General features: G+C 46.0%; 27 protein-coding genes. 16 read left to right on the top strand and 11 right to left on the bottom strand.

Annotated elements, in window-relative coordinates:
• Nucleotides 1–295 precede the first annotated feature (295 nt).
• Nucleotides 296–1,660: a multiheme c-type cytochrome gene (locus tag AAC033_RS12345; RefSeq protein WP_339738530.1), complete on the top strand. Its 1,365-nt coding sequence runs from the start codon at nucleotides 296–298 to the stop codon at nucleotides 1,658–1,660.
• A gap of 13 nt (nucleotides 1,661–1,673) precedes the next feature.
• Nucleotides 1,674–2,873, top strand: a complete 1,200-nt coding sequence (locus AAC033_RS12340; RefSeq protein WP_339738528.1) for a hypothetical protein — start codon at nucleotides 1,674–1,676, stop codon at nucleotides 2,871–2,873.
• 65 nt (nucleotides 2,874–2,938) lie between these two features.
• On the opposite strand, the gene AAC033_RS12335 is transcribed toward AAC033_RS12340, so the two are convergent.
• On the bottom strand, nucleotides 2,939–4,258 hold the full coding sequence (locus AAC033_RS12335; protein ID WP_339738526.1) for a Gfo/Idh/MocA family oxidoreductase: 1,320 nt from the start codon (nucleotides 4,256–4,258) through the stop codon (nucleotides 2,939–2,941).
• Nucleotides 4,259–4,672: 414 nt separating this feature from the next.
• Here AAC033_RS12335 and AAC033_RS12330 point away from each other — a divergent pair, with 414 nt between their 5' ends.
• From AAC033_RS12330 to AAC033_RS12285, 10 genes are all read left to right on the top strand, one after another.
• Entirely contained in the window at nucleotides 4,673–5,266 is a 594-nt protein-coding gene (locus AAC033_RS12330; RefSeq protein WP_339738524.1) for a TetR/AcrR family transcriptional regulator, read from the top strand.
• A 13-nt stretch (nucleotides 5,267–5,279) separates the two neighbouring features.
• Entirely contained in the window at nucleotides 5,280–6,029 is a 750-nt protein-coding gene (locus AAC033_RS12325; protein ID WP_339738522.1) for an outer membrane lipoprotein-sorting protein, read from the top strand.
• Between the two features lie 3 nt (nucleotides 6,030–6,032).
• Nucleotides 6,033–7,253, top strand: coding sequence for an FtsX-like permease family protein (locus AAC033_RS12320; RefSeq protein WP_339738520.1), 1,221 nt, complete (start codon nucleotides 6,033–6,035; stop codon nucleotides 7,251–7,253).
• An 11-nt stretch (nucleotides 7,254–7,264) separates the two neighbouring features.
• The gene (locus AAC033_RS12315) at nucleotides 7,265–8,482 is read left to right on the top strand and encodes an FtsX-like permease family protein (RefSeq protein ID WP_339738518.1); all 1,218 of its coding nucleotides are present in this window, start codon (nucleotides 7,265–7,267) and stop codon (nucleotides 8,480–8,482) included.
• A 35-nt stretch (nucleotides 8,483–8,517) separates the two neighbouring features.
• A complete protein-coding gene (locus tag AAC033_RS12310; protein WP_339738516.1) occupies nucleotides 8,518–9,207 on the top strand; it encodes an ABC transporter ATP-binding protein in 690 nt (229 codons plus the stop codon).
• Between the two features lie 2 nt (nucleotides 9,208–9,209).
• Nucleotides 9,210–9,896, top strand: coding sequence for a CAP domain-containing protein (locus AAC033_RS12305; protein WP_339738514.1), 687 nt, complete (start codon nucleotides 9,210–9,212; stop codon nucleotides 9,894–9,896).
• Nucleotides 9,893–11,053 (top strand): hypothetical protein, encoded by a 1,161-nt coding sequence (locus AAC033_RS12300; protein WP_339738511.1) that lies wholly within the window; start codon nucleotides 9,893–9,895, stop codon nucleotides 11,051–11,053. Before AAC033_RS12305 ends, AAC033_RS12300 begins: the two co-directional genes overlap by 4 nt.
• A gap of 281 nt (nucleotides 11,054–11,334) precedes the next feature.
• Complete coding sequence (locus AAC033_RS12295) at nucleotides 11,335–11,790, top strand: hypothetical protein (RefSeq protein WP_339738509.1); 456 nt, start codon at nucleotides 11,335–11,337, stop codon at nucleotides 11,788–11,790.
• 276 nt (nucleotides 11,791–12,066) lie between these two features.
• A complete protein-coding gene (gene mnmA / locus AAC033_RS12290; protein WP_339738507.1) occupies nucleotides 12,067–13,245 on the top strand; it encodes a tRNA 2-thiouridine(34) synthase MnmA in 1,179 nt (392 codons plus the stop codon).
• A 250-nt stretch (nucleotides 13,246–13,495) separates the two neighbouring features.
• Complete coding sequence (locus AAC033_RS12285; protein WP_339738505.1) at nucleotides 13,496–14,509, top strand: dihydroorotate dehydrogenase-like protein; 1,014 nt, start codon at nucleotides 13,496–13,498, stop codon at nucleotides 14,507–14,509.
• Nucleotides 14,510–14,591: 82 nt separating this feature from the next.
• On the opposite strand, the gene AAC033_RS12280 is transcribed toward AAC033_RS12285, so the two are convergent.
• The 6 genes from AAC033_RS12280 to AAC033_RS12255 all read right to left on the bottom strand — a co-directional run bounded on the left by AAC033_RS12280 (nucleotide 14,592) and on the right by AAC033_RS12255 (nucleotide 20,706).
• On the bottom strand, nucleotides 14,592–16,232 hold the full coding sequence (locus AAC033_RS12280; protein ID WP_339738503.1) for a glycoside hydrolase family 9 protein: 1,641 nt from the start codon (nucleotides 16,230–16,232) through the stop codon (nucleotides 14,592–14,594).
• 66 nt (nucleotides 16,233–16,298) lie between these two features.
• Complete coding sequence (locus AAC033_RS12275; protein ID WP_339738501.1) at nucleotides 16,299–17,603, bottom strand: DEAD/DEAH box helicase; 1,305 nt, start codon at nucleotides 17,601–17,603, stop codon at nucleotides 16,299–16,301.
• A 97-nt stretch (nucleotides 17,604–17,700) separates the two neighbouring features.
• Complete coding sequence (gene nadD / locus AAC033_RS12270; RefSeq protein WP_339738499.1) at nucleotides 17,701–18,273, bottom strand: nicotinate (nicotinamide) nucleotide adenylyltransferase; 573 nt, start codon at nucleotides 18,271–18,273, stop codon at nucleotides 17,701–17,703.
• A gap of 9 nt (nucleotides 18,274–18,282) precedes the next feature.
• Nucleotides 18,283–18,852 carry a guanylate kinase gene (gene gmk / locus AAC033_RS12265; RefSeq protein ID WP_339738497.1) on the bottom strand — a complete coding sequence of 190 codons (570 nt, stop codon included), beginning with the start codon at nucleotides 18,850–18,852 and terminating at the stop codon, nucleotides 18,283–18,285.
• 46 nt (nucleotides 18,853–18,898) lie between these two features.
• Complete coding sequence (locus tag AAC033_RS12260; RefSeq protein ID WP_339738495.1) at nucleotides 18,899–19,774, bottom strand: DUF1732 domain-containing protein; 876 nt, start codon at nucleotides 19,772–19,774, stop codon at nucleotides 18,899–18,901.
• 26 nt (nucleotides 19,775–19,800) lie between these two features.
• The gene (locus AAC033_RS12255; protein WP_339738493.1) at nucleotides 19,801–20,706 is read right to left on the bottom strand and encodes a diacylglycerol kinase family protein; all 906 of its coding nucleotides are present in this window, start codon (nucleotides 20,704–20,706) and stop codon (nucleotides 19,801–19,803) included.
• Between the two features lie 59 nt (nucleotides 20,707–20,765).
• Here AAC033_RS12255 and AAC033_RS12250 point away from each other — a divergent pair, with 59 nt between their 5' ends.
• Nucleotides 20,766–21,911, top strand: coding sequence for a phosphatase domain-containing protein (locus tag AAC033_RS12250; protein WP_339738491.1), 1,146 nt, complete (start codon nucleotides 20,766–20,768; stop codon nucleotides 21,909–21,911).
• A gap of 20 nt (nucleotides 21,912–21,931) precedes the next feature.
• On the opposite strand, the gene AAC033_RS12245 is transcribed toward AAC033_RS12250, so the two are convergent.
• The 4 genes from AAC033_RS12245 to AAC033_RS12230 form a co-directional block, all read right to left on the bottom strand.
• The gene (locus AAC033_RS12245) at nucleotides 21,932–22,207 is read right to left on the bottom strand and encodes a hypothetical protein (RefSeq protein WP_339738489.1); all 276 of its coding nucleotides are present in this window, start codon (nucleotides 22,205–22,207) and stop codon (nucleotides 21,932–21,934) included.
• Between the two features lie 178 nt (nucleotides 22,208–22,385).
• Entirely contained in the window at nucleotides 22,386–22,766 is a 381-nt protein-coding gene (locus tag AAC033_RS12240; protein WP_339738487.1) for a hypothetical protein, read from the bottom strand.
• A gap of 188 nt (nucleotides 22,767–22,954) precedes the next feature.
• On the bottom strand, nucleotides 22,955–23,566 hold the full coding sequence (locus AAC033_RS12235) for an aminotransferase class IV family protein (RefSeq protein WP_339738485.1): 612 nt from the start codon (nucleotides 23,564–23,566) through the stop codon (nucleotides 22,955–22,957).
• Nucleotides 23,550–24,491, bottom strand: coding sequence for an aminodeoxychorismate synthase component I (locus tag AAC033_RS12230; RefSeq protein ID WP_339738483.1), 942 nt, complete (start codon nucleotides 24,489–24,491; stop codon nucleotides 23,550–23,552). Before AAC033_RS12230 ends, AAC033_RS12235 begins: the two co-directional genes overlap by 17 nt.
• Before the next feature lie 159 nt (nucleotides 24,492–24,650).
• Between AAC033_RS12230 and AAC033_RS12225 the strand changes: the two genes are divergently transcribed.
• From AAC033_RS12225 to AAC033_RS12215, 3 genes are all read left to right on the top strand, one after another.
• Nucleotides 24,651–25,322: a YggS family pyridoxal phosphate-dependent enzyme gene (locus tag AAC033_RS12225; RefSeq protein WP_339738481.1), complete on the top strand. Its 672-nt coding sequence runs from the start codon at nucleotides 24,651–24,653 to the stop codon at nucleotides 25,320–25,322.
• A gap of 57 nt (nucleotides 25,323–25,379) precedes the next feature.
• Complete coding sequence (locus tag AAC033_RS12220; protein ID WP_339738479.1) at nucleotides 25,380–26,366, top strand: dihydroorotate dehydrogenase-like protein; 987 nt, start codon at nucleotides 25,380–25,382, stop codon at nucleotides 26,364–26,366.
• Between the two features lie 58 nt (nucleotides 26,367–26,424).
• Nucleotides 26,425–26,766 (top strand): hypothetical protein (locus AAC033_RS12215; RefSeq protein ID WP_339738477.1); only part of this gene is annotated, 342 nt, incomplete at its 3' end.

Raw genomic sequence — 26,766 nt, 5'->3', positions numbered from 1 at the left:
AGACAACTTCATTTCGACACTTGTCCAATTCAAACTTTTGATCTATTTAGACCGAATACAAATTGCTGAGCTTCCACAATTTCATCTCTCCGTACTTCCAGCTGACTATCAACCCAATAACACACAAACACGTTCCTTAATCACTGTTCTTTAAATAGTTAAATCCGCTCAGGCCTTGATCGGTCTTTTACAATTCATTAATTTTATTTGTGTTTTGTGTTATATTACTGAAAAGCAGATACAACCGCACCTTTTTCAACCCTGTTGATGTTCACGAAATAAAAAACCAACGATTATGAAAATGCAAGCGAAACTTCTTCCTTTTGGTATTCTGTCTCTTTTTCTGTTAGTAAGTTTCAGTTTAATGAAGCCGGTAAATGAAACTGGCACCAAAGCCGGACCGGTTGATTACAGCGATTTCAAAACGCCTGAGTATTGTGGCTCCTGTCACGACCAGTTTTATCAGCAATGGAGCCAGGCCATGATGTCGCAAGCCTACACCCACCACTGGGATGAGATTGAGTATTTTAAGCTGGCTGTCGCTCATTCTGAAGCAGACCCAGCCATGAAAGGCATGCATGAAGGCTGCAACGGCTGCCATACGCCAATGGCCTTTTTGACTGGTGATATGCCACCACCTCATCCCGCAGAAGGATCGCGAGCCAACGAATCGGTCTCCTGCGAAGTTTGTCACCTGATTCAAGGTATTGATGGTGATACGGCTTACAACCACAATTTCATTCTCGAAACCGGCACCACCAAATACAGCTCAAGAAAAGGCGATATTGAATCGCCCGACCACCAGATTGTCCCGATCGACCTGTTCACCGATACCCGAATCTGCGGAACTTGCCACAACGAGAAAAATTCGTTTGGAATTTGGGTCAAATCAACCCAACTGGAGTGGGAAGAAGGCCCCTATGCCGCCAATAACGTAACCTGCCAGGATTGTCACATGCCCGACACGGAAATGAAGACGGCCAAGATGGGAACAACGTATCCGAATACCCGCACGCACCTGTTTAATGGTGCGCATGATCCCGGAAAAGTTCGCGGAACAATTGAGCTGCGTATTCAACCCGACATTCGGGAAACGGTTCCCGGCGAAGTCGTGGTTTTTACAACCACTTTGTTCAACCAGAAAACCGGCCATAAATTTCCAACCGGCTCTGTCGAAGACCGCATTGTATGGCTGCATGTTGAAGCAAAAGATGAAGATGGCAACACCTTTCATTTGCCAGTAGACAAAAAAGGGTTTGAAGGGGAGGAATACACCATTGCCGCCGATGTTTTGGCTTACCAGGACATGGGCGTTCCGCTGGGAATTGAAAATTTCGAGGGAGTGAGAAGAGAAGAGGTGCCAATCGGCGACCGGATTTTTCGCATGCCTTATTTCGATCCCCAGGGACGCATGACCATCATGCAATGGAACACCGCATCGCTTGGCGTTGACTACCGCATTGGCCCACGCGAAACAAAGACAGAAACGTTCACGTTCACCTTACCCTATGAGATTAAGCCGGGGAAAGTCACGGTGACAGCATCGCTCTATTACCGCTTACTTGTGAAGCCTGTTGCCGAATACCTGGACGTACCAGCCGACGAGTATGCCGCATTGGAAGTCAACAGTCATTCAACCGATATCACCGTCTTTCCATAAAAATCACACAACCATGACAAGGAAACTAGTACCCCTTTTAGTTCTGATCACCGGAATTCTTTTTCTGTCCGAACAAAGCCAAGCGATACCTGCCTTCGCAAGAAAGTATCAACTGAGCTGTACCACCTGCCACGCCCCGTCGGCACCAGCGCTCAAGCCATACGGCGATGAGTTTGCCGGAAATGGCTTTCGTCTGGCCGATGGAAAAGCACCCCGTTACTATGCTGAAACCGGCGACCCGAAATTATCCCTGCTTCGTGAACTGCCAATTGCAGTGAGACTTGAAGGATTTGTCAGCTACAACCTCGATGGCAATGAAAAAACTGATTTTGCTTCGCCTTATCTCATGAAGTTGCTTTCAGGCGGAGAACTATCCGACCGGCTCTCGTATTACTTCTATTTCTATTTCAGCGAACGAGGTGAAGTAGCCGGAGTAGAAGATGCCTTTTTGATGTACAATGACTTGTTTGGCGTTGACTTTGATATTTACCTCGGGCAATTCCAGGTTTCCGACCCGCTGTTTAAGCGCGAATTGAGACTATCGCTCGAAGATTACATGTTATATACCTCGCAGATTGGAACCTCTCGCATCGACCTAAAATACGACAAAGGAGTTTTGTTAACCTACGGATTACCCTCGGGCACCAGTTTTGCAGTGGAAGTGATTAATGGAAACGGAATTGGAGAAGCCTCACAGCGTGTATTTGACAACGACAAATACAAAAATCTGCTGGGACGGGTTTCGCAAGACTTGGGAGAAACCTTCCGGCTCGGAGCTGTTGGGTATACCGGAAAGGAAATTCTTGAACACTCCGTCGTGACCGACATAACCAATAAGGTTTTCATCTGGGGGCCCGATCTCAGCTTTGCTCCGTCTGACAAATGGCAGCTCAATGCACAATACCTTCACCGCGAAGATTCACAGGTTTATCCAAACATGACCAGTACCACGCTCCTGGAAGATGTAAAAACTGATGCGGCGATGGCTGAACTCATTTTCAGCCCCAAAGGAGAACAAAGCGATTGGTATTTTTTGGCCTTATACAATTGGGTGGAATCGGACTTTGCGCTGGCCAATTACCAATCGGCGACCATCCATGCCGGCTATATGTTGCGAACCAATATCCGATTGGCCGCAGAATATACGCTTGACTTCACCGATTCGAACCATACCATCAGCAAACTCAACTTCGGATTCATTTCGGCATTTTAACGCGTAAAAAGAAAAAGGGCCAGCTTCATTTTGCAGAAGCTGGCCCTTTTTTTAAGTTGAAAATTCTAAACCTTAGGCAAAGTCCATGGCGAACGATAATTTGCCTTGACCAATTGGTTTGCTTCGTCATCGTTTTCAAACTCCTGCTTATCAGGATTCCAGTTCACTTTTCTGCCTAAGCGATAGGAAATATTTCCCAAATGCGCAAAGCGGGCAATGTGTGCTCCAATTTCAATATCGCAGTTGGGTTTATCTCCCGTACGAATGCAATCCAAAAAGTTTTTCACATGTAAGTCCAATCCATCACCTTGTGCCTGCTGCAGGCTAACGCCTTCATAGCCGTCTTTCTTACCGGTGCTCTTGGTTTCCGGAATCACTTCCCAGCCGCTACGGTCAACCACCAGTGTTCCATACTCGCCAACAAAGGCCACGCCATGTCCACGTCCGCCGTAGTTCGCACCGTAAGCGCCAATGGTATGATCCCACACCAAGCCAAAATCACCAAAATCATAGACAGTCGTCATGGTATCGGGGGTTTGCATGGCATCATCAGGGAAAGCGTATTTGCCACCAACAGCCATAATTGATTTTGGCACGTACTGGTTCATTCCAAACAAGGCAAAATCCAGCAGATGGACGCCCCAATCAGTCATGACACCACCCGCATAATCCCAGTACCAGCGAAAAGAAGCATGAAAACGGTTCTTGTTGAATGGCCGTTTGGGAGCCGGCCCCAGCCACATGTCATAATCCACTCCCTCCGGCGCCTCGCTGTCCGGAACCACCGGAATAGATGATTTCCAACCCACATTTGACCAAGAACGAACCGAACGGATTCGGCCAATATTGCCTTCATGCAAATAGTTTACAGCATCATTCCAATGCGAGTGGCTGCGTTGCCATTGTCCAACCTGCACCACGTTTCCGTAGCGTTTCTGAGCGGCTACCATCACATTGCATTCCTCAATGGTGGTTCCGATTGGCTTTTCAACATACACATGCTTCCCCACCTCCGAAGCATAAACCATTGGAAGACAATGCCAGTGATCGGGCGTCCCGATAATCACAGCATCAATATCTTTGTTGTCAATGACCTGACGAAAATCGTTATACAGGATTGGTCGCGCACCCGTCAGTTTTTCCACATCTTCAGCGCGCTTGTCCAGCACTCGCTGGTCCACATCGCAAAGAGCCACACATTCAACTTCCTTATTTTTCAGAAATGATTGCAGGTTATTGAATCCCATGCCACGACAGCCAATAAGCGCGACCGTAATTTTTTCATTTGGCGAAGCGCAACCGGCATTCATAATGGATGGCAGTGCGGCGATTCCAGCAGTAACAACTGCTGACTGTTTGATAAAAGCTCTTCGGGTATCGTTCATCTTATTGCGTTTAGTTAATTTTTTTCGTAGCTCCCGTAAAGATAACTGAAATAAATAAAATGCGAATTCGATTGCACACTTTCCACTCTGATTTTTCCACGCAAAAACGAATTTGCTTTTTGATTGTCCGCTTACATGCCATTTATTCTGCAGTGGATGGCAATGATTGTCATTTAGGATCATTTTATTTTCATTGGTCGTCGCAAAACAACTTACCAGGCACCTCATGACAATTGAATGACTTTTTAATGACATTGGACAATCGTACAGATATTCAGTTTGTTTTTTTCAACTGGAAGAAATTCAAGAAATGACCGATTGGTCATTTTTAACATTACCTTAACAATCAAGCTGTTCAGAAATCAAAAAAATTGCACTAGCTTTGACCGAACGTTCAGTCATAAAAATTAAATCATGCCTCGAAGCGTAGAACAATTGGAACAAATCAGAAAACAGAAGAAAGCACACATTCGGCAAACGGCCCTGGAGCTGTTTGCCGAAAATGGCTTTCACGCCACCTCCATCAGCCAGATTTCAAAAAAGGCTAAGATATCAAAAGGATTGATCTACAATTATTTTCAAAGCAAAGATGAAATTCTGGAAGATATTTTTGACTGGGCAATCACAACTGTTTATTCCAATTTCGATCTCAACAAGGACGGCATCCTAAGCACGGAGGAATTCATCCATTTTATTCGGGTAAGTTTGCGAACCACTATGGAAAACAGACCATTCTGGAAGCTATACTCGGCCCTGGTTTTACAACCCCACATTCTGGAAACCTATACCGCAAAATACGAAGACATGGGTAAGGAGATCGCAGGAATGATCCGAAATTTTATTGTATCGCAAGGAAGTGTTTCGCCTGACAAGGATCTGTTTGCGATTTCTTGCTTACTAAAAGGAGCAAACTTGATCCTGATAACCGCTCCTGACTTTTTCCCTGTCGAAAACCTGGAGAAAGATACGATTGAAGCCTGTTTTAAACTGATCAGTAAAAACGAATAAAGCCAACACGAACATGAAAACCAACCTGCTTGCTATACTTCTTCTTTTGGTTGCGGGGACGCTTCCCGCTCAATCCGTCGACATCAAAGACCTGGTTCGCCGTGCGGATGAAAAGTTCCGCGGCAGCTCAAGCATTGGAGAATATACCATGACCATTCAGCGCCCGGCATGGGAACGAACCATCTCCATGAAAAGCTGGACTCTTGGGACCGAATTTTCCCTGATTTTAATTACGGCACCCGCCAAAGAAAAAGGACAGGTTTTTCTGAAACGTAAAAACGAAATGTGGAACTGGGTGCCCAGCATCAACCGCATGATCAAAATCCCGCCATCGATGATGATGCAATCGTGGATGGGTTCCGACTTTACCAACGATGACCTGGTTCAGGAATCGTCGCTGGTGAAAGACTACGAACATCGGTTGCTTGGTGAAGAAAAGCTGGAGGGATACGATTGCTACAAAATTGAATTGATTCCAAATGAAGATGCCGCCGTGGTCTGGGGTAAGATTTTTATGTGGATTAGCAAGGAGGAGTTACTTTGGCTCAAAGCTGAATTTTACGATGAAGATGATTTTCTGGTCAACACAGAAATTTTAACCGATATCAAGCAAATGGACGACCGGGTGATTCCCACTCGCATGGAAATGATTCCGGCAGAAAAAGAAGGGCACAAAACCATCATGACCTTTGACAAGATGGATTTTGAGGCACCTATCGAAGAATCGTTTTTCTCCATACAAAACATGAAAAGGATAAAGTAACCTATGCGCACAAATCTTAAAATAGCGTGGCGGAACCTCTGGCGGAACAAGCGGAGAACCCTGATTACTGTGGCATCCATCTTTTTTGGCGTTCTGCTCTCGGCCTATATGACTTCAATGCAGGAAGGCTCATATGAAAAAATGGTGGATATGGTGGTGAAATACTACTCGGGGTCGATGCAGGTTCACCACGAAGACTACTGGGAAAGCAAAAGCATTAACGACACCTTTGAAGAATCGCAGGAACTCAGAGAATCAATTTTAGCGCACGAAGAAGTGGACTTTGTGATTCCGCGGCTGGAATCTTTTGCTCTGGCTTCATCTGAAGAACTAACGAAAGGCGTGATGGTTGTCGGCATTGATCCGGACCCGGAAAATCGGCTCACCAACCTGAAAAACAGTGTGCGCCAGGGAGGCTACCTGAGCGAAGGCGACAAAGGCTTATTGATTGGTGAGGGTCTGGCCAACTACCTTCGACTGGAAATTAACGACACGCTGGTCATGATCAGCCAGGGCTACCACGGCATCAGCGCAGCCGGGAAATACCCCATTCGCGGCATCATCAGACACGCTTCACCCGAGCTGAACAAGATGATTGTTTACATGGAACTGGAGAACTGCCAGGAATTTTTTTCTGCCTATAACCGGCTGACTTCACTGGTTGTGAACATTAGAGACAATGAACTATTGGCCAGAAGCTTGAAAGCGATTCGTGCCGGCCTTGATTCACCCTATTCTGTGATGAGCTGGCAGGAGATGTCGCCCGAAATGGTACAACAAATTGAAAGCGACCGGGCAGGCGGAGTGATTATGAAAGCGGTGCTGTATATTGTGATTGGCTTTGGCATCCTGGGGACCATCATGATGATGATTGCCGAGCGAAGGCGCGAATTTGGCGTGATGATCGCCATTGGGATGCAACGTTACAAATTAGCTACGATCCTTTTTTACGAAACGGTTTTCATCGGAATGATTGGCGCGCTGTCGGGCTTGGTGGTCAGCATTCCGCTGCTAAGTTTCCAGTCGCAAAACCCGATTCCGCTTACCGGGCAAGCCGCACTGGTGATGGAAGATTACGGTTTTGAACCCTACATGTTCTTTTCAATGGAACCATCGGTGTTTTGGCACCAGGCGCTCACGGTGTTTCTCATTACCTTGGTTATTGCCCTCTACCCCATTTATTCGGCCAACCGAATGAAATTAATTGACGCGCTACACGCTTAAAAACAAACGATATGATTCCTTCAGTTGCATGGCGAAATATTTGGCGAAACCCACTCCGGTCGGGTATTATCATCACGGCTATTGCCATTGGCATGTTTGCTGGTGTGTTTAGCGCCACCTTTATGAAAGGCTGGATGGCCCAACGCCTCGAAGCCGGCGTGGAAACAGAAACCTCGCACATCCAGATTCACGACCCGGACTTCCGAGAAAATTACGACATCAGGCAGTTCATTACCAACGGTTATGAACTGGCAGAACAGATTGACACAAATCCCGCCATCAACGGGGTCAGCCCCCGCGTAACCATTCAATCCATGATTGCCTCGGCCGAAACCGGAACCGGCGTGAAAATCATGGGCATCATCCCCGAAAAAGAAAAGCAGGTCACCAGCCTGAGCGAATACGTAACAGAAGGCGATTACTTTGAAAGTATCAGCCGAAACCCGATTGTGATTGGCAAAAAACTGGCGGAAAAGTTAAAAATCAGGTTGAAATCGAAAGTGGTTATCACCTTGCAAGATGCAGATGGACACCTCACTGGAGGTGCGTTCCGGGTTTGTGGCATTTTCAATACCGCCAACAGCATGTACGAAGCATCCAACGTGTTTGTCCGCTACGAGGACTTGGCCCGCCTGGGGATGCTCCCGGAAGGGGTGGCTCACGAAATCATCGTTCATCTGCATGATCAAAATGAATTGGAAGCCACCACGCTTGAACTGCGGGATCAGCACTCCTCTTTGGAGGTGTTGAACTGGAAAGAGATTACGCCTGAATTGGGCTACCTCAACGAAATTGGAAATTTATACACCTACATTTTTGTCATCATCATCCTGCTGTCGCTTGGTTTTGGCATTGTCAACACCATGCTCATGGTGGTGATGGAACGGGTCAGGGAAATTGGCATGCTCATGGCCATTGGCATGGGCAAGCTTCGGGTGTTCCTCATGCTCATGCTCGAAACCATCCTGCTGACCCTGACTGGTGGAACGATTGGCATTGCACTCGGACTGGGCGCATCGCTCGCACTCAAGCAAAATGGCATCAACCTGTCCAATTGGGCGCAAGGGCTGGAAGATTTTGGCTATTCCCCCATTGTCTATCCGGTCGTCGAAGTTGAAATGGTCGTCGTCATCATCCTACTTGTCATGCTAACCGGGATTTTCGCTTCGGTTTACCCGGCTCGAAAAGCGTTGAAATACAATCCGGCAGAAGCCATCAGAACCGAATAATAAAGAACCACACAACCATTAACAATAATTCAATCATGACAATCATCGAAATAAAAGAGCTGTTTAAAACCTACAACGATTCCGAAATCCAGGTTCATGCCGTGAATGGCGTCAATCTTAAAATTGAAGAGGGGGAATTCACGGCCATTGTGGGCCCATCCGGCTCCGGAAAAACCACCCTGCTCAACATGCTTGGCGGACTGGATCAGCCAACTTCCGGCAGCATCCGGATTGATGAGACCGACCTTGGCAAGCTCAAATCGTCGCAGCTAATCGATTTCAGAATGAAAAACATTGGCTTTGTGTTTCAATCCTACAACCTCATTCCGGTGCTGACCGCCAAAGAAAATGTTGAATTTGTGATGCACCTGCAAGGCAGGCCAAAAAAGGAACGCGAAGCCCGCACCATGCAGTTGCTCGAAGCGGTTGGCCTGAAAGGTCGCGAAAACAGCCGGCCATCCAGGCTGTCGGGCGGACAGCAGCAACGGGTAGCCGTGGCCCGGGCGCTGGCTTCGAAACCTAAATTTGTGCTGGCCGACGAACCCACAGCCAACCTGGACTCCAAATCAACAGAAAACCTGCTCAACATCATGGAAGAGCTCAATAAGCAAGAAAAAATAACGTTTATCTTTAGCACGCACGATCAGCGGGTGGTCAACAAAGCACACCGGGTCATCACACTCGAAGACGGCAAAATAATTAGTGATAATCGAAAAAACGGATAAGCATGCAATCAATTTTAACCTTTCTTCTTATACTCTCCGGACTGCTGTTCACTTCGGAAAGTCAAACCAACCAACCAGAAACGGATTGGCCCGCCGAACTCAACACCGGCGAAAAAGCGGTTTACCTGGATCAGTACGAAAAACAAATTGTGTTCGAACTCAACAAGGTCAGGCACAATCCGGCCCGCTACGCCATCGAATACCTCGAACCGCTGCGTTCGGCCTACAACGGCGATGTAATCTCCTTGCCCGGATCTGCTCCCTTAAAAACCCGCGAAGGCATTGCAGCCCTCGACGAATGTATCCGCGCCCTCAAATCGGCTTCGCCTGTGGCGCCGCTAGTTCCCGTGCGTGGCCTTTCGTCAGCCGCTGAGCTGCTGGTAAAAGACCAAAAAACCTACGGCGGAACGGGCCACCTCACCAAAAGTGGCTGGACCCCTCAGGTTCGCATGAAACGATTTGGCGCCTACCAATCGAAACTGGCCGAAAACCTGGTTTATGGCTACGACAAGCCCCGAAACGCCATTATCTCCCTGCTGATTGACGATGGTGTGGCCGACCGCGGACACCGGAACAACATCCTCGATGCGGGTTTTACGGAAATTGGCGTCGCGGCCGATGAGCACCCAACCTACAAGTATTTTTGCACCATTGAATTTACTGACGGCTTTACACCGTCCACCCGATGAAGCGACTGGTTTTCCTGATAGGATTTTTACTTCCCTTGTTGGCCGGGGCGCAGCAAGCTGTAAGCTTTAGTGGCTATGTAAAGGAATTGTTCATGTACTACCAGCCCGAACAACAAATTCCGGGGCTAGACCGGGACAATCTGACCACCAACACCATTCACAACCGCTTGAACTTTAAATGGTATCCCTCCGACCAGCTAACGGTGGTAGCCGAAATGCGCAACCGCCTGCTCTTTGGTAGCCTGATCAGGGAATACCCCGCCTACCAATCAGTGGTGGATGTTGACAATGGCTACTTCGATCTTTCCTTTGTGCCCGCCCAGGGCAAGGGCTGGTTCATGCACTCGATGTTCGACCGGGCCTACCTCGATTGGGTTTCGGGCAACTGGCAAATTACTGCCGGACGGCAACGGGTGAACTGGGGCATGAACCTGGTTTGGAACCCGAACGACCTTTTCAATTCGTATTCTTACTTTGATTTTGACTATGAAGAACGCCCGGGAACCGATGCCCTGCGCATTCAGTATTACACCGGCATGACTTCGTCCGCCGAACTGGTTTACCAAATCGGCGAGAACGATGATGAAATGGCGCTGGCCGGCCTTTATCGCTTTTCGCAGTGGAACTACGACATCCAGTTTATCGGCGGCTGGGTGGGGACCGATTATATCATTGGCACAGGCTGGGCCGGCAATATCAAAGGCGCCGGATTCCGGGGCGAGATCACCCATTTCATTCCGAAAAACGACGAAGTGGATTCCGAAATGGCCACCGTAGCTTCCATTTCGGCCGATTATACCTTTCCCAATTCCTTGTACATCCATACCAGTGTTTTATACAACAGCCACGGCCAAAAAGGAAATGCCGGCGGGATGGATCCGTTTCTCAACAACAAGCTCTCGGCCAAGTACCTTTCATTGGCGCAGTATTCACTGTTCGCACAAGCCTCCTACCCCGTCACGCCGCTGCTTTCGGCCAGCCTGTCGGGCATCGCCAACCCCAACGATGGCTCCTGGTACTTTGGCCCGGCGTTTACCTATTCGCTGCAAAACAACCTGGAGCTAATGGCTACCGGCCAGCTGTTCTTTGGCGACCAAGGCACCGAGTTTGGCGATATCGGCCAATTGCTCTTCGGACGGTTAAAATGGAGCTTTTAAATGGAATGAAAAACGATTCGAAGCCGGAGAAAATGAACTACAAAACTGCCCTTGTTTAGAATCAAGATAAATTAAATTAATCGACAGATCCATTTTGTCAAGTTTGGTAACTTAAGGTGCAAAAAAAATAAACAAGACCACAAGCGATTTACGTCCATGTGAGTCCGAAAAGTTTGAAAATATCCGAAACCCATTAAATGATCTTAATATTCAGAAAAATAGGAAAAGATCCAACGATATCCGTTCGGTGGAATCGGAAAATATAAAAAACAAAATGCGTTATGGGGCATTTGAAAATGAAAAAATTCAAAATAATCATCGCAATCACCGTCTTCACAACAAGCTGTGTTGTTCAAAATCCAAAGTATTTCTCTTCGGTGGAGCAATCACAAAATGAAGCCTATGGCTACACACCATTGGAGCCTGTAGAAATTAAAAACGGACCTCTTGAAAGTAGCATTAACAGTTCATATTACTACTTTTCAAGACTCAGAACTACAGACGGAGAGAGTCTGAAAATAATTGGAAGATCATCTTTTGGAAATCCACATTACAAATCCACAGGAATTTATAATCGATATACTGAACAGCCAATTGGAGGGGGTGGAATGCTCTTGGACAGGTATGTTCTAACTCCTGCAAATAACCCAAAAGACACGATAATTATTTTTATAAACCCTTACAAAAAAGGTGAGACAAAGATTCCCAAGGGGTTGAAATTCGAAAAAGAAAAGTAAAACTCGCTCCCCCTCGCCTTTGCGACGCGGTGACGAGGGCGAAGCTGGTAGTCGTTTGTAACAACATGACACGGATCTAACGCATTGCAAAGCATTTCTAAATACCCTCCCCTGAAATTGGCAGAAAGAAAACCAGGAGCCGCAATATCACATCAAATAAAATTCGGAGGAAGAATCATCCCTAACCATCCATCATCATAAAATTCTGCGTCCCCTTCACCCCGAATTGCCTATTTCCGAATTTCGTTCTACTTTTGTCGCTCAATTGATTGGAATATGAAACGAGTAGTGATTGGACTTTCGGGTGGCGTTGATTCGAGCGTGGCAGCTTACCTGCTGAAACAGCAGGGCTACGATGTAATTGCCCTATTTATGGTGAACTGGCACGACCGTACGGGTGCCATCACAGGCGGCTGCACCTGGGAAGACGATGCTATGATTGCCGAAATGGTAGCCAAAAAACTCGACATGCCTTTTCATATTGTCGACCTGAGCAAAGACTACAAAAAGCGGGTGGTCGACTACATGTTCGATGAATACAGCAAGGGGCGAACGCCCAACCCCGATGTGCTGTGCAATCGCGAGATCAAGTTCGATATTTTTATGGATGAGTGCCTGAAATTTGGCGCCGACTACGTGGCCACCGGTCACTATTGCCAGAAAACCGTATTTGAAAAAGATGGCCAAATGATTTACCAGCTTCGGGCGGGCGAAGATAATAACAAAGACCAAAGCTATTTTCTGTGCCAGTTGAACCAGCAACAACTGAGCAAAGCGCTGTTTCCGATCGGCCATCTGGATAAGCCCGAAGTACGGCGAATTGCCACCGAGCAGGAGCTGCCCACAGCCACCCGGAAGGATTCGCAGGGCATTTGTTTCGTCGGAAAGGTCGATCTGCCCACCTTTCTGCAACAGCAACTCGAGCCCAAAACCGGCAATGTGATTGAAGTGCCGGCCGAGTTTATGGCTAAGAAAAAGGCAGTGGTAAAGACTCCTGAGAATTTCAAAAAACTGTGTTTTGCCTATCCGTATAAGCCTTGGAACGGCAAGGTGATTGGCGAACATGGCGGCGCCCATTTCTACACGGTTGGTCAGCGCAAAGGACTGAATATTGGCGGCCACGAAGAACCCTTGTTTGTGATTGGAACCGATGTCAACCGAAACATCATTTATGTGGGCGAAGGAACCGATCATCCCGGCTTGTACCGCCCCGGCTTATTCATTTCCGAAGCCGAAACCCACTGGATACGCACGGATCTGAAAATGGCGGTGGGCGAAACACGAGCTTACGATGTCCGCATTCGCTATCGCCAGCCCTTGGAAAAAGCTATGCTTTATCAACACGAAGAAGGACTCTACATGCTTTTCGACGATGAGCAGCGCGGCATCACGGCCGGCCAGTTTGCTGCCTGGTACGATGGGAATGAGCTGATTGGATCGGGTGTAATTGGTTAAAAAAGACGTCGTTCATAGTCATTCTGTGGTCATTGGTTGATGACGGAAGTTGTTGGTTTGGGGAGGAGATTCCGGATGCCGAATACTAGATGCTTAACTGAGACTGAATTCTGAACACTGAGACCTCCAAAACTCCAGTATTCCGCGAAAAGATTTTCAAACCCATGTTCATCTTTGTCTTTATCGGTATGAACAAAAGCTGAACCTCCATAGTTTAAGTAACAGAAAATAACCTGTAAAAATCAATACTATGGCAGATTTATCAACGACCTACATGGGGCTCAAACTGAAGAACCCGTTAATTTTAGGTGCCAGCAACCTGGTCAACAAACCAGAAGTTATCAAACAGCTCGAAGAGGCAGGAATTGCCGCGATTGTCTACAAATCGCTATTCGAAGAGCAGATTCAACTGGAATCGCTTCAATTTGATGATGAATTGCACGAGTACGAAGAGCGCCACGCCGAGATGACCAGTATCTTTCCGGATTTGGAGCATGCCGGCCCAAAAGAACATCTTTTCAATGTAAGAACACTGAAAAAGAATTCATCAGTACCCGTAATCGCCAGCCTGAACGCGATTTATGAAACCTCGTGGGTGGAATATGCCAAAGAACTGGAAAAAGCAGGCGTTGATGCCCTGGAAGTTAATTTGTATGCCAATCCGGGTTATTTTGAAGTAAGTGGTACCGGCATCGAAGAGAAACAGATTCTGATTGTAGAAAATATTAAAAAGGCGGTAAAGATTCCGGTAAGCGTGAAATTGAGCCCGTTCTATACCAACACCTTAAATTTCATTAAAAGACTGGACGAAGTAGGTGTTGACGGCTATGTCCTTTTCAATCGCTTTTTCCAACCCGACATTGATATTGAAGAGGAATTGTTTCACTACCCCTGGGATTTAAGCCAGGCGAAAGATCATCAGCTATCATTGCGCTACGCCGGCTTGCTTTACGGAAACATTGACGCCAGCGTGTGCGCCAGCCGGGGAATATCGGACACAAAAGATGTGATTAAAATGTTGCTCGCCGGAGCCGACGTGGTTCAGGTGGTTTCAGCTATTTACCGCAACCAGCCGCCGTTTGTTGAAAAAGTACTGCGCGAACTGGCCAACTGGATGGACACCAAAGGCTACAAATCGTTGGATGATTTTCGTGGAAAATTATCACGCAAGAACCTGAAAGATCCCTTTGCCTATCAGCGTGCACAATATGTTGAAATCTTGATGAAATCAGAAGAAGTTTTCAAGAAATACCCGATGGTATAAAAAGGCTTATTGTGACTAAATAATACCTAAAAAGGCTTTGGACACGATGTTCAAAGCCTTTTCTATTCAAAATTAATGCTCCTTAATTCTCAATAAATCCTGCCAAGGCATAGACCAGGGCAGCCTGCCAGTTGATCGCTATTTCATTGGTTGCGTAGTCCTCCTGCTCATCGTTCCATCCTGTTGCCGAATGTCCGCCACCGACCAAATACCCGGGCCAGGGCTCCACGACATCATCCGATCCCGAATTCCGGTCGTGAGGATTCATAGGCGGATGAATGCCCAAACCGGTGACATACGAACGGTTGTAGTAATTACGCCCAAACAAATGCCCAATGGCATCCAGCGCCGTTTCACGGTAGCTGCTGTCAGGCGAAATGCGCGAGGCCACTTGCAGGTTTATCACCTGCCGGGCTACGGTTCCATTACATCCCCAGTAGTAGCGCCCGCCCAACGGACGCCGATAAACATCGTCATCGCTTTGTTCAACTATCTGATCGGCAATCGCCAAAATATTCTGTTCGATTCGTTCGAGCATCTCCGGGTCTCTCCCTTCTTTCTCAGACAACGCATAGGCAAACATACCCAGGTTCGAAACATCGCTCCAATCCCAATTCTCATCTACCTTGAATTCCATTTCGGCAGCACCTTGCTCAAAATCTTTCATATAAGTTGCATCGCCTGTTGTTTCCCAAAGCTCGGCCGCGGCCCACAAGCGGTCATCAACATCAGCCGATTGGTATCCGCCTGTTTTAAAGTCCCCTTGCTCAAAACGCTGATACTCCGGATTGTCTTTCAAAAACTGATAACTAGCCAAAGCAGCATCCAGACATTGTTGGGCATACGTGTCATCGTAAGGTTTGAAATAGCGGGCAGCCTGTGCCATCATGGCTACAAAATCAGCCGTAGCAGCCGAACTCCATGCAGCAAAATAACGCTGTTCCGAATCATCGTGCGCTTTGATAAACGGTGCAAAATTCGTTCGCGTCAATTTGTGCGAAACCCGTCCCGACCCATCCGGGTATTGCATCTTCAGCAGCCAATCGATTTCCCATTTCAGTTCTTTCAGAAAATCAGGAATTCCGGTGGCTGTTTCAGGTAAGTCGAGCACAATCGGCGCCAGCTGATCCTGAAACTGATCCCAGGCCATAAACAACATGCCCACTGTAATCCCTGCATTTACGGTGTACTTCCCATAATCGCCCGCATCGTGCCAGCCACCGGTTCCGTCGCGCTGGCTACCAGCTTTACCAATGTAATCTTGGTACCCATCTTCCAAATGACAATCCTCGTGAGCAAAATGCTGTCCGTTGTGAGTGCCTTCCACCGCCATTCCGCAACGCCACAAATAGAAAGCCCGCATACTCGTGTAAAAAACAGGCTTGTAAATATCGTTTCCTATTTCAAATTCAGCGGAACGGCTTCCTCCGGGAAGTTCAAGATAGAATGTTCCGCTTGTTGTAAACGAAGAGAAATCAGCAATCCACACGGTTTGATTTACGTCGTCCTGTGAAAAAGGACCACTGGCTGTACCTTCAAAAACAAGGTCGTCAGTTGTGGCTTCCTTCACAAAAAACTGTTTGGCTTCACCGGTCAAAGTGGCTTCTTTTTCGGAATCGGGAAGGTAGCCAATCGTGTTGAGATGGATTGAGATGGCTTGTTCTTCGGCTGGTCGACACGACAGAAGCGCAAAAAACAGCCATAATAAGAAGAAGTTTTTCATAGTCGGGTTTAGTTTAGCTTGAAGGTTATTTAAAAGTTTTGTCCAATAATAATAAAAATCCGGTAATCAGGTAGCCACACTCACCCGAATCTTTTTATTCTTCAACTTGCTATTATCCAAAAGCTGAATCAGTTTGCTTGCTTCGGAAGCATGAACACCAACGAAAGCGCAATCCTGTTTGAGTTCAATAATTCCAAGTTGGTCTTTGCCCAGTTTGCCTTGTTTGAAAAACAGTCCGGCAAGATCTCCTTTCGAGATTTTATCTTTCCGTCCACCCGAAACAAACAAAGTTGTCCAAGGTGAGAACTGAGGCAGCGGTGCTTTTCTTAGTCGTTCAATTCCAGGAGAACCAATAAAATCAGGCAGATCTTCTTTTTCCCATTGCAGCACGTAAGCAGTTCCGTCGTTAAACATCCGCGCGGTGCGTCCATTGCGATGCGTAAACTCATCTTTCCGCATGGGAAGTTGGTAATGAAGAATGAATTTGATTTCAGGAATATCAAGTCCACGGGCGGCCAAATCAGTAGCGATTAAAAGCTGGTGAGTGCCATTTCGGAACTGGATGAGCGCCCGTTCGCGGTCCGTTTGCTCCATTCCGCCATAAAAGCAGCCATGCGGAATTTTCTTTGCCGTCAAAAAATCGCTCAAGCGCTGAATACTTTCCTTGAAGTTGCAAAAAATAATTCCCGGCTGGTTTCCAATATGGCACAGCGCCTCAACCAGTGTTGCCAGTTTATCTTTGTCCGGCGAAAGAATCCGCTTAATTTTAAGTTGGGAACGACTATCTCCCAAGAAATTGACATAAGTTGGCTTCTTCAGTCCTGCAAACGATGGGATGGCTATTTTTTGAGTCGCTGAGGTTAAAATCTTCTTTTCCAGCACTGCAAAAGCCCGCAGGATTTCGCTCATCTCGCTTTCAAAGCCAATTTCAAGCGACTTGTCAAATTCGTCGAGCACAAGGGTTTTGATTTCATCGGTCGGAAAGGTTTGCCGGCGCAAGTGGTCTGCGACTCTGCCCGGGGTTCCGATCAAAATGGCAGGACGATGCTTCAGCTCCAGCTTGTCTTTCGAAAATGAGGTTCCTCCATACACGGCGTTGGTTTTAAAGCCCGCACCCATTTCGCGGGTGACCTGTTCAATCTGAATTGCCAACTCACGGGATGGCGCGATAATCAAGGCTTGAATTTCCTCGCAGTTTCGATCCAGCCCGGCAATCAACGGCAATAGAAAAGCCAGGGTTTTCCCGGTTCCGGTTGGTGATAGCAATACGACTTCGGACTTGGAATGAATGGCGTGTTGTGCTTCCTGCTGCATGGCATTAAGCTCCTCAATTCCTAACTTTTCCAGAATATTTTTCTGATTTTTTAACATGCCGCAAAGATAGTGTTATTTCATTGCCGCAAGAAAATCATTCTTTACAAGAGCAATTTTGTCGATTCTGCAATGACAACAAAACCAGTCAACCGTATTATTTATAAAACCCCATCTCCTCGATATATTGCCAGGTTTTTGGAGGAATGAAATGACGGATGTCTTTTCCATCGGCAATGGCTTTGCGGATAAAAGAGGACGAAATCTCCATGACAGGGGCATTGATGAACTGAATGTTGGGGTGATTTAGCAGGTTTTCTTTCTCAAATCCCGGGCGTGGGTAAACCAGAATTTTAAAATCGGACAAAATGACTTCAACGTTTTTCCATTTTTCGATGTAAACAAGGTTATCGGCTCCCATAATCAGGTAAAACTCGTAGGATGGGAATTTATCTTTCAAATACACCAGGGTATCGATGGTGTATGAAGGGCGCGGCAGGTTAAATTCGATGTTTGACGCCTGAAAGCGGAAATCATGATCGATTGCCCGATTGACCAGTTCGAGCCGCTGGTAATTGTCGAGCAATTTCTTTTTTGTTTTAAACGGACTTTGCGGACTTACCACAAACCACAACTGGTCAATTTCGGAAAACTCAACCAAATAATTGGCAATGGCTAAATGGCCAATGTGGATGGGGTTGTAAGTTCCGAAATACAGTCCGACTTTCATGTGCAGTGGCTAACAATTAATAAAATTCGTGACCAATTTTTCAGCATTGGCAAGCGTTACGGGTAAATCTTCACTAAACAGAACAACATCGAAATGAGGTGCAAAAGTCAATTCGTAGGCTGCTTTCTCAACTCTTTTTTCAATCACTTCTGCCGAGTCAGTAGATCGGCCCACCAAACGGTTGCGCAGTTCTTCGATGGAAGGAGGCTGGATGAAAATAGCCAAAGCTTCGTCTCCATAATATTTTTTGATATTGACACCACCAACTACATCCACATCAAAAACCACATGCTTACCTTTGTTTCGGATGCGTTCAACTTCCTCTTTCAACGACCCATAACAGGTTCCAGGATAAACTTCTTCCCACTCCAGAAATTCGTCATTGGCCACTTTCTTCTGAAAATCGTCCGGACTCAGAAAATAGTAGTCTTTACCATCTGTTTCGGTGTGACGCGGCGCACGGCTGGTAGCCGAAATGGAAAATTCCAGTCCCAGGTTCTGCTTGAGCAAATGCTTAACAACAGTGGTTTTGCCTGCTCCCGATGGCGCTGAAAATATGATTAATTTGCCTTTCTTCATGTTCAGTTAAACGTTTTGGGGGCAAAAATGCTCGTCCGTTTCTCGACTAAAGAATGTTCAGCATCTGTTCTTTGATGCGCTCCAGTGAATCTTTCATTTGCACCACAATTCGCTGGATGTTGCTTTCGTTGGCTTTACTGCCCAGCGTGTTAATCTCGCGTCCGATTTCCTGCGCGATAAATCCCAATTTTTTACCGGCAGCCTCGTTGCTTTCCATCGTTTCCAAAAAGTACTGACAATGGTTGATCAAGCGAACTTTTTCCTCGTTAATATCAAGTTTTTCCATATAGTAAATCAACTCTTGTTCAAAGCGATTCTGGTCGTAACCACCATTCATTTTAAGTTCGTTCAACCCGTCAGTAATTCGGCTTTTAATGTTCTCCAACCGTTGTTTTTCATACGGCTCAACCTGCTCCATCAATTGCATAATCTCCTGAACATTTGAGCGGATGTCTTTTTCCAGGGCCATGCCTTCCTGTGTTCGAAATTGATCCACCAACTCGATCACCCTGATGACTTGGGCATGAATGGTTTCCCACTCTTTTTCATCCAGTTCCTCGTATATGGTTTTTACCGTATCGGGCAGGCGCATAATCGATTCCATGATTTGGTTCGAAACCGGTAAGCCCAGTTTTTCCTGAATGCTGCTTAATTGCCGGAAATAGGCCAAAACAATATTTTCGTTGATGGCTGAATTGCTTTCTGTTCCCAGGTTTTCGAGGTAGAGTGAAAAATCCATCTTTCCACGAACCAGCTTTTCATTCAATTCCTTCCGGATCACCAAGTCTTTTTCGCGATAAAGTGCAGGAATTCGCGAGTTGATGTCCAACTGTTTGCTGTTAAGTGTTTTCAGCTCTACGGTAATTTTTTTGTTTCCGGTTTCAAATTCGGCTTTTCCATAGCCGGTCATCGATTTGATCATGCGGTAATTTTTAGTTGAACGCAAAGTTAGTATTCCGAAACTAATATTTCCAAGGCGTGAGGATTTATTTCCACGTTTATTTCCTTCAATCGTCCAATAACTTCCCCATCAATTTGTAGTTCTTTTTTTCCGTAATTATGAATGGTGGCTTTTTGTCCACTATAACTTTTGATGTAATCCAATTCATGGATTTTACGGGTAAAAAAGGGAATAACCATCTGGAACAAGTGCCAAACAGAGTACGGACGAATGAGAATGATCTCAAATTTTCCGTCACTGATGCTTCCCTTGGGGTTGATAATGGCTCCTGTTCCATATTTCGTGGCGTTGGCGATAACAACCATATAGGCTTTTTTGATGATTTTACGACCATCAAGTGTCACTTTGAATTTCAGTGGTCTGGCAGCAAAAAGTTCTTGGATAAAATGCTTGGCATAGCCCGCAAAACCCCGGATATGATCGCGTTCAAATCGTTTGACGACCTGTGCGTTAATACCAATATCGGCCAGATGAAGCGAAACATGTTTTTGATTGATTATCACGAGATCAATGGCTTTAGACTTATCCGCTATAATGGTTTTCATGGCCTCATCCAGGTTCTGTGGAATTTGTAGCTCTTTGGCCAGTCCATTGGCCGACCCCAGCGGAATAATTCCCATGAGGATATTTCTGTTCATCAGTATTTTGGCCACCAGGTTGCAGGTTCCGTCTCCTCCTACTGCAACCACTTTGCCAGGGGCAAACTTCCGGATGGCTTCGGTGATGAGCCGTTGATCATTTTTGCCTTTGGTGAACTGAATTTCAAAAGCAAATTGTTTTTTTGCCGCCAAGACTTCTATTTTCTCTTGGAGGTAATTTTTATCAATGTCGCCCGAAATGGGGTTGATAACAAAAAGGATCTTTTGCGGTTTACTTAATTGATTGTTTGGCATGTGTTATGCATCTTTTTTTGGGTAGTAAGTTATAAAACTCATGCCAAAAAAGCAGACTTATGGTTAAAACACCCAAAACATTTCGATATTTTAGAAAGATTACCAAGAGTGTTTATAAGCGGATTAAGCTGTTTGTCAAATATCGGCTGGGGTGGTTGGGGGTTCCGATCATTATTCCCTATCACGGTTACGGCAATGGGAAACAGTTGTTGGTGAGTGGTTATGTCACCGAAGACAAGGGAATGGCCAAGCCAGATGAAAAACATACGCGATGGGAAAATCTGCTTGCCATGATCAAGCGCTACTCGAGCGATGAAATTCCCGGTGCGCGCGTTGAAATTCGTGTTGACAACGCACGGAAGGAGGTGATTACGGGCGAAACTGGCTTGTTTAAAATCAGGTTCAATTCCGCTTCATTGACTCCTAACGTAAATTCAGTGTGGATTCCTTACGTGGCCACGCTTCAATCAGACATTACCGGCGAGGATCACGAGGTTAGCACCAGGGGCGAAATTCTGATTCCCGGCGAAGACAGCAAATTTGGTGTTATTTCGGATGTAGACGATACCATTTTGGTTAGCCACGCCACACAAACCCTGCGGAAATTATGGCTGATGCTATGGCGAAATTCGCGTACCCGGAAACCTTTTGCAGGCGTGGCCGCTTTTTATCGGGCACTGCATGTTGGCCGGGATGGGAAGCAGTCCAATCCCTTTTTTTATGTGTCGAGCAGCGAATGGAATTTATACGATTTGCTGGAAGATTTCTGCCTCCACAATGGTTTTCCGAAAGGGGTGTTTTTGTTGCGCGAGTTGGAGGTAAGTATTCTGAAGTTCTGGAAGTCAGGAGGCGGTGACCACCAGCATAAGTATCGTAAAATAAAGACCTTGTTTGAAACTTACCCCAGGATGGCTTTTATCCTGATTGGCGACAACGGGCAGCACGATCCGGAGATTTATTCCCAGATAGCAGCAGAATATCCCCGGCAGATTCGGGCGATTTATATTCGGGTGGTGAGAAAGAAAAAAAAATACAGCCGACTCAGTGAAATTAAGGAGCGATTGGAGCAGCTCCACGTGCCCATGATTTTAGCTCATGATACCGTTGAAGCTGCGCGGCATGCGATTGAAAACAAATTCATCGCGGCCAATTCGGAAGCCGGTATTGTGCTCGATGCTGAGGAAGATCTGAAAAACGCCCCCTAGCGATTTGTCAACTAGCGTAGCTATTTTCTTTCAATTTTTTCTTTGATGATTTCGTCCGTTTTTTCTTCCATTTTTTTGATTTTATCCGAGGGATCCTTTTTCTCAACGAATTTGATCAAGCGTTTCAGGGCCGGGATTGCCGGTGACAACAGAAAGGCTCCAACGCCTAAAAAAACATACCCCAGCGGAATAAATGGGATAAACATGAACAGGGCCCCAAAGAGCAACACAATGCCACCAATGATGTATCGAATATTCGCTTTGATTTTACTTTTCCAGTTATTTAATCGATTCATGGGATTTGAAATTTTATCATACCAATTACCATAAAAAGAGTAAAAATGATGCCAAAAGAATTTAGCAGGTGATTGCCCGCCTGTTCTTACCCCTTATCTATGGGGTAATCCGCTCGAAAGGAAGCACAAAAAAAGGATCACCGACCCGGTAATCCTCCTATTTTAAGGTTTTGATACTTTAAATATCATCATCGTCATCATCCACATCATCATCATCATCATCATCATCTGCCGAACTGTCTTCCAGGTTTTCGGCAATGTAATCCAACTCCGCGTATTTGTCTTCATAAATGGAACGCGACTCATCTTTCAAGGTGCCGTCGTCATCATAGTCGTCGTCATCGCTGATGATGTCTTCGGCCTGCTGTGTAGTCATTCGCACCAAATAATACTTTTCATCCGTTTCAAATGGCAGCGCACTTACCAGCAAACCGTCCTTGTTGGTAAATGTAATCAGGTGCTGGCTGAATCCTTCGGGATACACTAACTTAATTTGTTCCTGGATTTTATTTTCCAGCTTTTCGAAATCTTTAATTACTCTTGGTTTGCTGACAGCCATGGTTTTATCCTCCGTATCTTTTGTGCCAAAAAAGGCAGTTATAATCTGATTTTTTCTGTTCTAAACTTGTCGAAAAATACAAAAATGAGTCAATAAAAAAATAGGTTTGATAGCATTCCTACGGTTTTTTTTGATTTTCGTCCATGATAATCAAAAACCAAACCACCTATTTATTCTTAAGTTACTGATTAATAGGTCCCAACTGAAGGGTAACCTTTGCCTCTTTTTATGCGTGGCATGTTGTTGAGGTCAAAAAAAACATTGATCAGACCGACTTCTTCATAAGCATTCAGGTCATTTTCGGTGATCCGGGCTTCGTAAATTTGCTCCTCGTCCAGCAATTTCTGGCGTTGGGTTCCCTGCAGCAAAGGCTGATCTGGTGTCCACCATTTTTGGCCGTCAAAAAATACGAGGTTGCCAATAAAGCAATCGGTAACCAGGCCCTTTTTTATAATCATGATTTCATCGGCCGGGCCGCGTTGGTCATAAAGTGCCTGCAAATTCGACCGGTCAGCATACTTATAAGCGTATTCAATCGAATCGTCACGCACCACTTGCAAACTGCGTATTTCGCGGGGCTGGTATGGAATAAATTCAATTTTGTCGATCGATTCACCATAAAGGATCCGGCATCGAAAAATTCCTGTCCGGCAGCTATCGGGAATCACGAGCAACTCTTTCAAATCAAGTCCCGCAAGCGAAAACAGATCGTTCCGGGCTTTGTTAAACCGCCGGTTGTGCCACTCCAAATTTGCAGGCTTTCCGTCTTCAATTTTTATGGTTTCAAGCAAGAGGGACATACACTTTCTTTACCAGTTCTTCGTATTCTCGTTGGCAGTTACTCTGGAAGGTGATTCCGCCGCCACTTTTAAAAATCAGCTGTTCTTTTTGCTGTTCAAGGTAGCGAATTAAGACGCAGCTTTCGAGATTTTCGCCATCAAAAACACCAAAAATACCAGTGTAATAGCCGCGATCGTAGTTCTCTGCCGTTTTAATAATGTCCACCGTTTTCTTTTTGGGGGCTCCGCTGATCGATCCGGCCGGCAACAGTCTGGCAACTAAATCACCCAGATTTTCGTGGTAATCCGGCGTCAGCTTTCCGGTAATTTCCGAACTCATCTGCAGCAATTCATTCCGGTTTGACTTGATGTGGTCAAGGTAACGGTATTTTTTTACTTGCACCTGGTCGGCCACCATGCTCAGGTCATTTCGGATCAGGTCAACAATGGTGTTGTGTTCGGCCAGTTCTTTCTTGTCCGTTTTCAGAATAAAAGCCGCGTTTTCCAACGTCGCGTCAATGGTCCCTTTCATGGGAAATGACGAGATTTCGTTGTTTTCAATCCGGATGAAGATTTCCGGCGAAAAACAAACAAACTGGTTCTTCAGCATCACTTTATAAGTCGAATGGCTGGCGTGAAAAATTTCATCAAGCGAAAGATTGGTCTCAACCTGGCTGGGCATGGTGAGGTTCAACAGATAGCTGTCGCCACTGTGCAAGTGATTTTGCACCAGGTCGAAGGCCTTTTGGTACCGGGCATAGTTAACCGGGCGCACCTTCCATCGAAACTGCTCAACGCCCTGTTGTGCGGACTCAAAGTTGGTATATTTTGGCGTTTTCCAAAGCACATATTCCCGGCTTTCGTCCCATTTCCAAACCCGGGATTTCTGAAAATCGAAGTCAATCAGGAAAACGAAAGGTTGCTTCGCTTTTCCCAACTCATTCATCTTAGCAATTGTATCTTGTTTGCTGGTTTGCATAAAAGGTGCAAAGATAGAAAAATGCCCTGCAAATCATCCATGCTGGATCACGGTCAGCCATAAAAAATCGGAATTTTGGCTGGCAATTTCCGCTCCTTTTGTAGATTTGTGGTTCAATGTGTACCTATGGGAATTGCTGAGAATATTAAACAAGTAAAAGAAACGCTAAATGAAGGCGTTTGCCTGGTAGCTGTCTCGAAAACCAAGCCCAACGAAGCCATCCTGGAAGCCTACCAGGCCGGACAGCGTGTTTTTGGCGAAAACAAAGTGCAGGAATTGGTCAAAAAGCAGGAGGAACTGCCCAAAGACATTGAATGGCACTTTATAGGGCATCTGCAAACCAATAAAGTCAAGTATATTGCACCATTTGTCAGCTTGATTCACGGGGTTGATTCGCTCAAGCTATTAAAGACTGTCAATAAGGAAGGACGAAAAAACAAACGCGTCATTCCGTGCCTGTTGCAGTTCCATATTGCTGAAGAAGAAAGCAAATTCGGACTTGATCTGGAAGAGGCTAAAGCCTTGCTGTCCAGTCCTGATTTTGCCGGGCTTGAATTTGTCGAGATTCGTGGGGTGATGGGCATGGCTACTTATACCGATGATTCAGAACAGTTGCAGAAGGAATTTCGATCGCTTAAGGAATATTTTCACCATCTGAAAAAACATTATTTTCAGAATCAGGCATCGTTTGTGGAGATTTCCATGGGGATGTCGAGGGATTATCAATTCGCTGTAGAAGAAGGCAGTACCATGGTTCGTGTGGGGAGTAAAATCTTTGGAGAACGGGAGTATCATTGAATAACATCAAATTAGACTAAATTTTTTAATATATTCGGATCATTAAAAAAGAGCAACATGGTAAATTTGGAGACAACATACATGGGTTTGAGACTGAAAAACCCAATCGTAGTGGCCAGTTCAGGCCTGACCAACTCGGTAGAAAAAATTAAGGCACTGGAAGAGGCCGGAGCAGCAGCTGTTGTAATTAAGTCGCTCTTCGAGGAACAGATCAACAGCGAAGTGAGCCACCTGATTAATAAAGATCCGCAAAACCTTTATCCCGAGGCCGAAGACTATATCTGGAACTACACCCGCAACAATTCTATTACCGCCCACCTGGAGTTGGTGAAGAAAGCCAAAAAGGCGGTTTCTATCCCAATTATTGCGAGCATCAACTGCATCACTTCCAAAGAGTGGACAAGTTTTGCCCACGATTTTGAGAAAGCTGGCGCCGATGCGCTGGAGCTGAACTTGTTTGTTGTTCCGACCGATCGCAAGCAGTCGGGCGCTGACATTGAGCAGTTGTATGTGGATGTGTTGGCCAAGGTGAAAAAGGAAGTCAGCATTCCTGTGGGAGTGAAAATTGGTTTTTACTTTTCAAACCTAATCAATATGATTGAAAAGCTGATGGCCAACGGTGCTGCTTCTGTGACCATGTTCAACCGCTTTTACGAGCCCGACATCAACCTCGATAAGTTGGAGCTCTCGTCCTCGGAAGTCTTTAGCTCACCCGCTGAAATGAGTCGGACCTTGCGTTGGGTTGGCTTGGTGAATTCGGCGCTTCCAAAACTCGAGATTGCTGCTTCAACCGGAATTCACGATGGGGCGGCAGTTGCCAAACAATTACTGGCCGGAGCCCGGGTCACGCAGCTTTGCTCGGTGGTTTATATTGAAGGAGCCCAGGTGCTCAATGGTATTCTGGCCGATTTGGAAGCTTTCATGGAAAAGTGGAATTTCGAAACCATCGATGCTTTCCGCGGACGCCTGTCCTATGCCAAACTCAATGATCCCATGTTGTACGAACGCGCCCAGTTTATGAAATACTTCTCCTCTAAAAATTGACGATTATTTTGTAATCCGCGCAACCAATGACCAGTAACGAATCGCTAAACTCTGTTTTATGAAAATCAACTTACTGGTCCTTGTCTTTTTGTTTGTTAGTCAGTTATCTGTTGCTCAGCAGATCAGGTCATTGCCTGGCGCTCAGTTGGATTATTGCGGCGAGCCGGTGAAAATAGGTCAACTGGTATTCATTGCCGGAGCGGAGATGCCTGGCCTGAAAATTTCCATTTCCAATTTCATTCCGGGCGAAGATCGGTTGAGTTTTGCAGACACCGATAGCATCAAAGCGAGTTGGAATGCCAGCCTGGGGACACTTTTCCTGACAGGAGATGCGATGGCCGAGAAATACCGGGCAGCGGTTGAGCAGGTAGAGTACACCAACCTGGCAGCTTCGCCAACC

Origin of the sequence: uncultured Sunxiuqinia sp. (assembly GCF_963974515.1) — a bacterium.
Lineage (GTDB): Bacteria > Bacteroidota > Bacteroidia > Bacteroidales > Prolixibacteraceae > Sunxiuqinia.
The sequence above is the reverse complement of the archived record's forward strand: the minus strand, read 5'-3'. Positions and strand labels throughout refer to the sequence as shown.

Coding starts and splice junctions, on each gene's coding strand:
- mnmA (WP_339738507.1), top strand. CDS start 12,067: ATGAAACGAGTAGTGATTGGACTTTCGGGTGGCGTTGATTCGAGCGTG.
- AAC033_RS12245 (WP_339738489.1), bottom strand. CDS start 22,207: ATGAATCGATTAAATAACTGGAAAAGTAAAATCAAAGCGAATATTCGA.
- AAC033_RS12315 (WP_339738518.1), top strand. CDS start 7,265: ATGATTCCTTCAGTTGCATGGCGAAATATTTGGCGAAACCCACTCCGG.
- AAC033_RS12225 (WP_339738481.1), top strand. CDS start 24,651: ATGGGAATTGCTGAGAATATTAAACAAGTAAAAGAAACGCTAAATGAA.
- AAC033_RS12335 (WP_339738526.1), bottom strand. CDS start 4,258: ATGAACGATACCCGAAGAGCTTTTATCAAACAGTCAGCAGTTGTTACT.
- AAC033_RS12340 (WP_339738528.1), top strand. CDS start 1,674: ATGACAAGGAAACTAGTACCCCTTTTAGTTCTGATCACCGGAATTCTT.
- AAC033_RS12305 (WP_339738514.1), top strand. CDS start 9,210: ATGCAATCAATTTTAACCTTTCTTCTTATACTCTCCGGACTGCTGTTC.
- AAC033_RS12325 (WP_339738522.1), top strand. CDS start 5,280: ATGAAAACCAACCTGCTTGCTATACTTCTTCTTTTGGTTGCGGGGACG.
- AAC033_RS12275 (WP_339738501.1), bottom strand. CDS start 17,603: ATGTTAAAAAATCAGAAAAATATTCTGGAAAAGTTAGGAATTGAGGAG.
- AAC033_RS12250 (WP_339738491.1), top strand. CDS start 20,766: ATGGTTAAAACACCCAAAACATTTCGATATTTTAGAAAGATTACCAAG.
- AAC033_RS12345 (WP_339738530.1), top strand. CDS start 296: ATGAAAATGCAAGCGAAACTTCTTCCTTTTGGTATTCTGTCTCTTTTT.
- AAC033_RS12220 (WP_339738479.1), top strand. CDS start 25,380: ATGGTAAATTTGGAGACAACATACATGGGTTTGAGACTGAAAAACCCA.
- AAC033_RS12280 (WP_339738503.1), bottom strand. CDS start 16,232: ATGAAAAACTTCTTCTTATTATGGCTGTTTTTTGCGCTTCTGTCGTGT.
- AAC033_RS12320 (WP_339738520.1), top strand. CDS start 6,033: ATGCGCACAAATCTTAAAATAGCGTGGCGGAACCTCTGGCGGAACAAG.
- AAC033_RS12230 (WP_339738483.1), bottom strand. CDS start 24,491: ATGAATGAGTTGGGAAAAGCGAAGCAACCTTTCGTTTTCCTGATTGAC.
- AAC033_RS12255 (WP_339738493.1), bottom strand. CDS start 20,706: ATGCCAAACAATCAATTAAGTAAACCGCAAAAGATCCTTTTTGTTATC.
- AAC033_RS12240 (WP_339738487.1), bottom strand. CDS start 22,766: ATGGCTGTCAGCAAACCAAGAGTAATTAAAGATTTCGAAAAGCTGGAA.
- AAC033_RS12330 (WP_339738524.1), top strand. CDS start 4,673: ATGCCTCGAAGCGTAGAACAATTGGAACAAATCAGAAAACAGAAGAAA.
- AAC033_RS12235 (WP_339738485.1), bottom strand. CDS start 23,566: ATGTCCCTCTTGCTTGAAACCATAAAAATTGAAGACGGAAAGCCTGCA.
- AAC033_RS12310 (WP_339738516.1), top strand. CDS start 8,518: ATGACAATCATCGAAATAAAAGAGCTGTTTAAAACCTACAACGATTCC.
- gmk (WP_339738497.1), bottom strand. CDS start 18,852: ATGAAGAAAGGCAAATTAATCATATTTTCAGCGCCATCGGGAGCAGGC.
- AAC033_RS12300 (WP_339738511.1), top strand. CDS start 9,893: ATGAAGCGACTGGTTTTCCTGATAGGATTTTTACTTCCCTTGTTGGCC.
- AAC033_RS12285 (WP_339738505.1), top strand. CDS start 13,496: ATGGCAGATTTATCAACGACCTACATGGGGCTCAAACTGAAGAACCCG.
- AAC033_RS12295 (WP_339738509.1), top strand. CDS start 11,335: ATGGGGCATTTGAAAATGAAAAAATTCAAAATAATCATCGCAATCACC.
- nadD (WP_339738499.1), bottom strand. CDS start 18,273: ATGAAAGTCGGACTGTATTTCGGAACTTACAACCCCATCCACATTGGC.
- AAC033_RS12260 (WP_339738495.1), bottom strand. CDS start 19,774: ATGATCAAATCGATGACCGGCTATGGAAAAGCCGAATTTGAAACCGGA.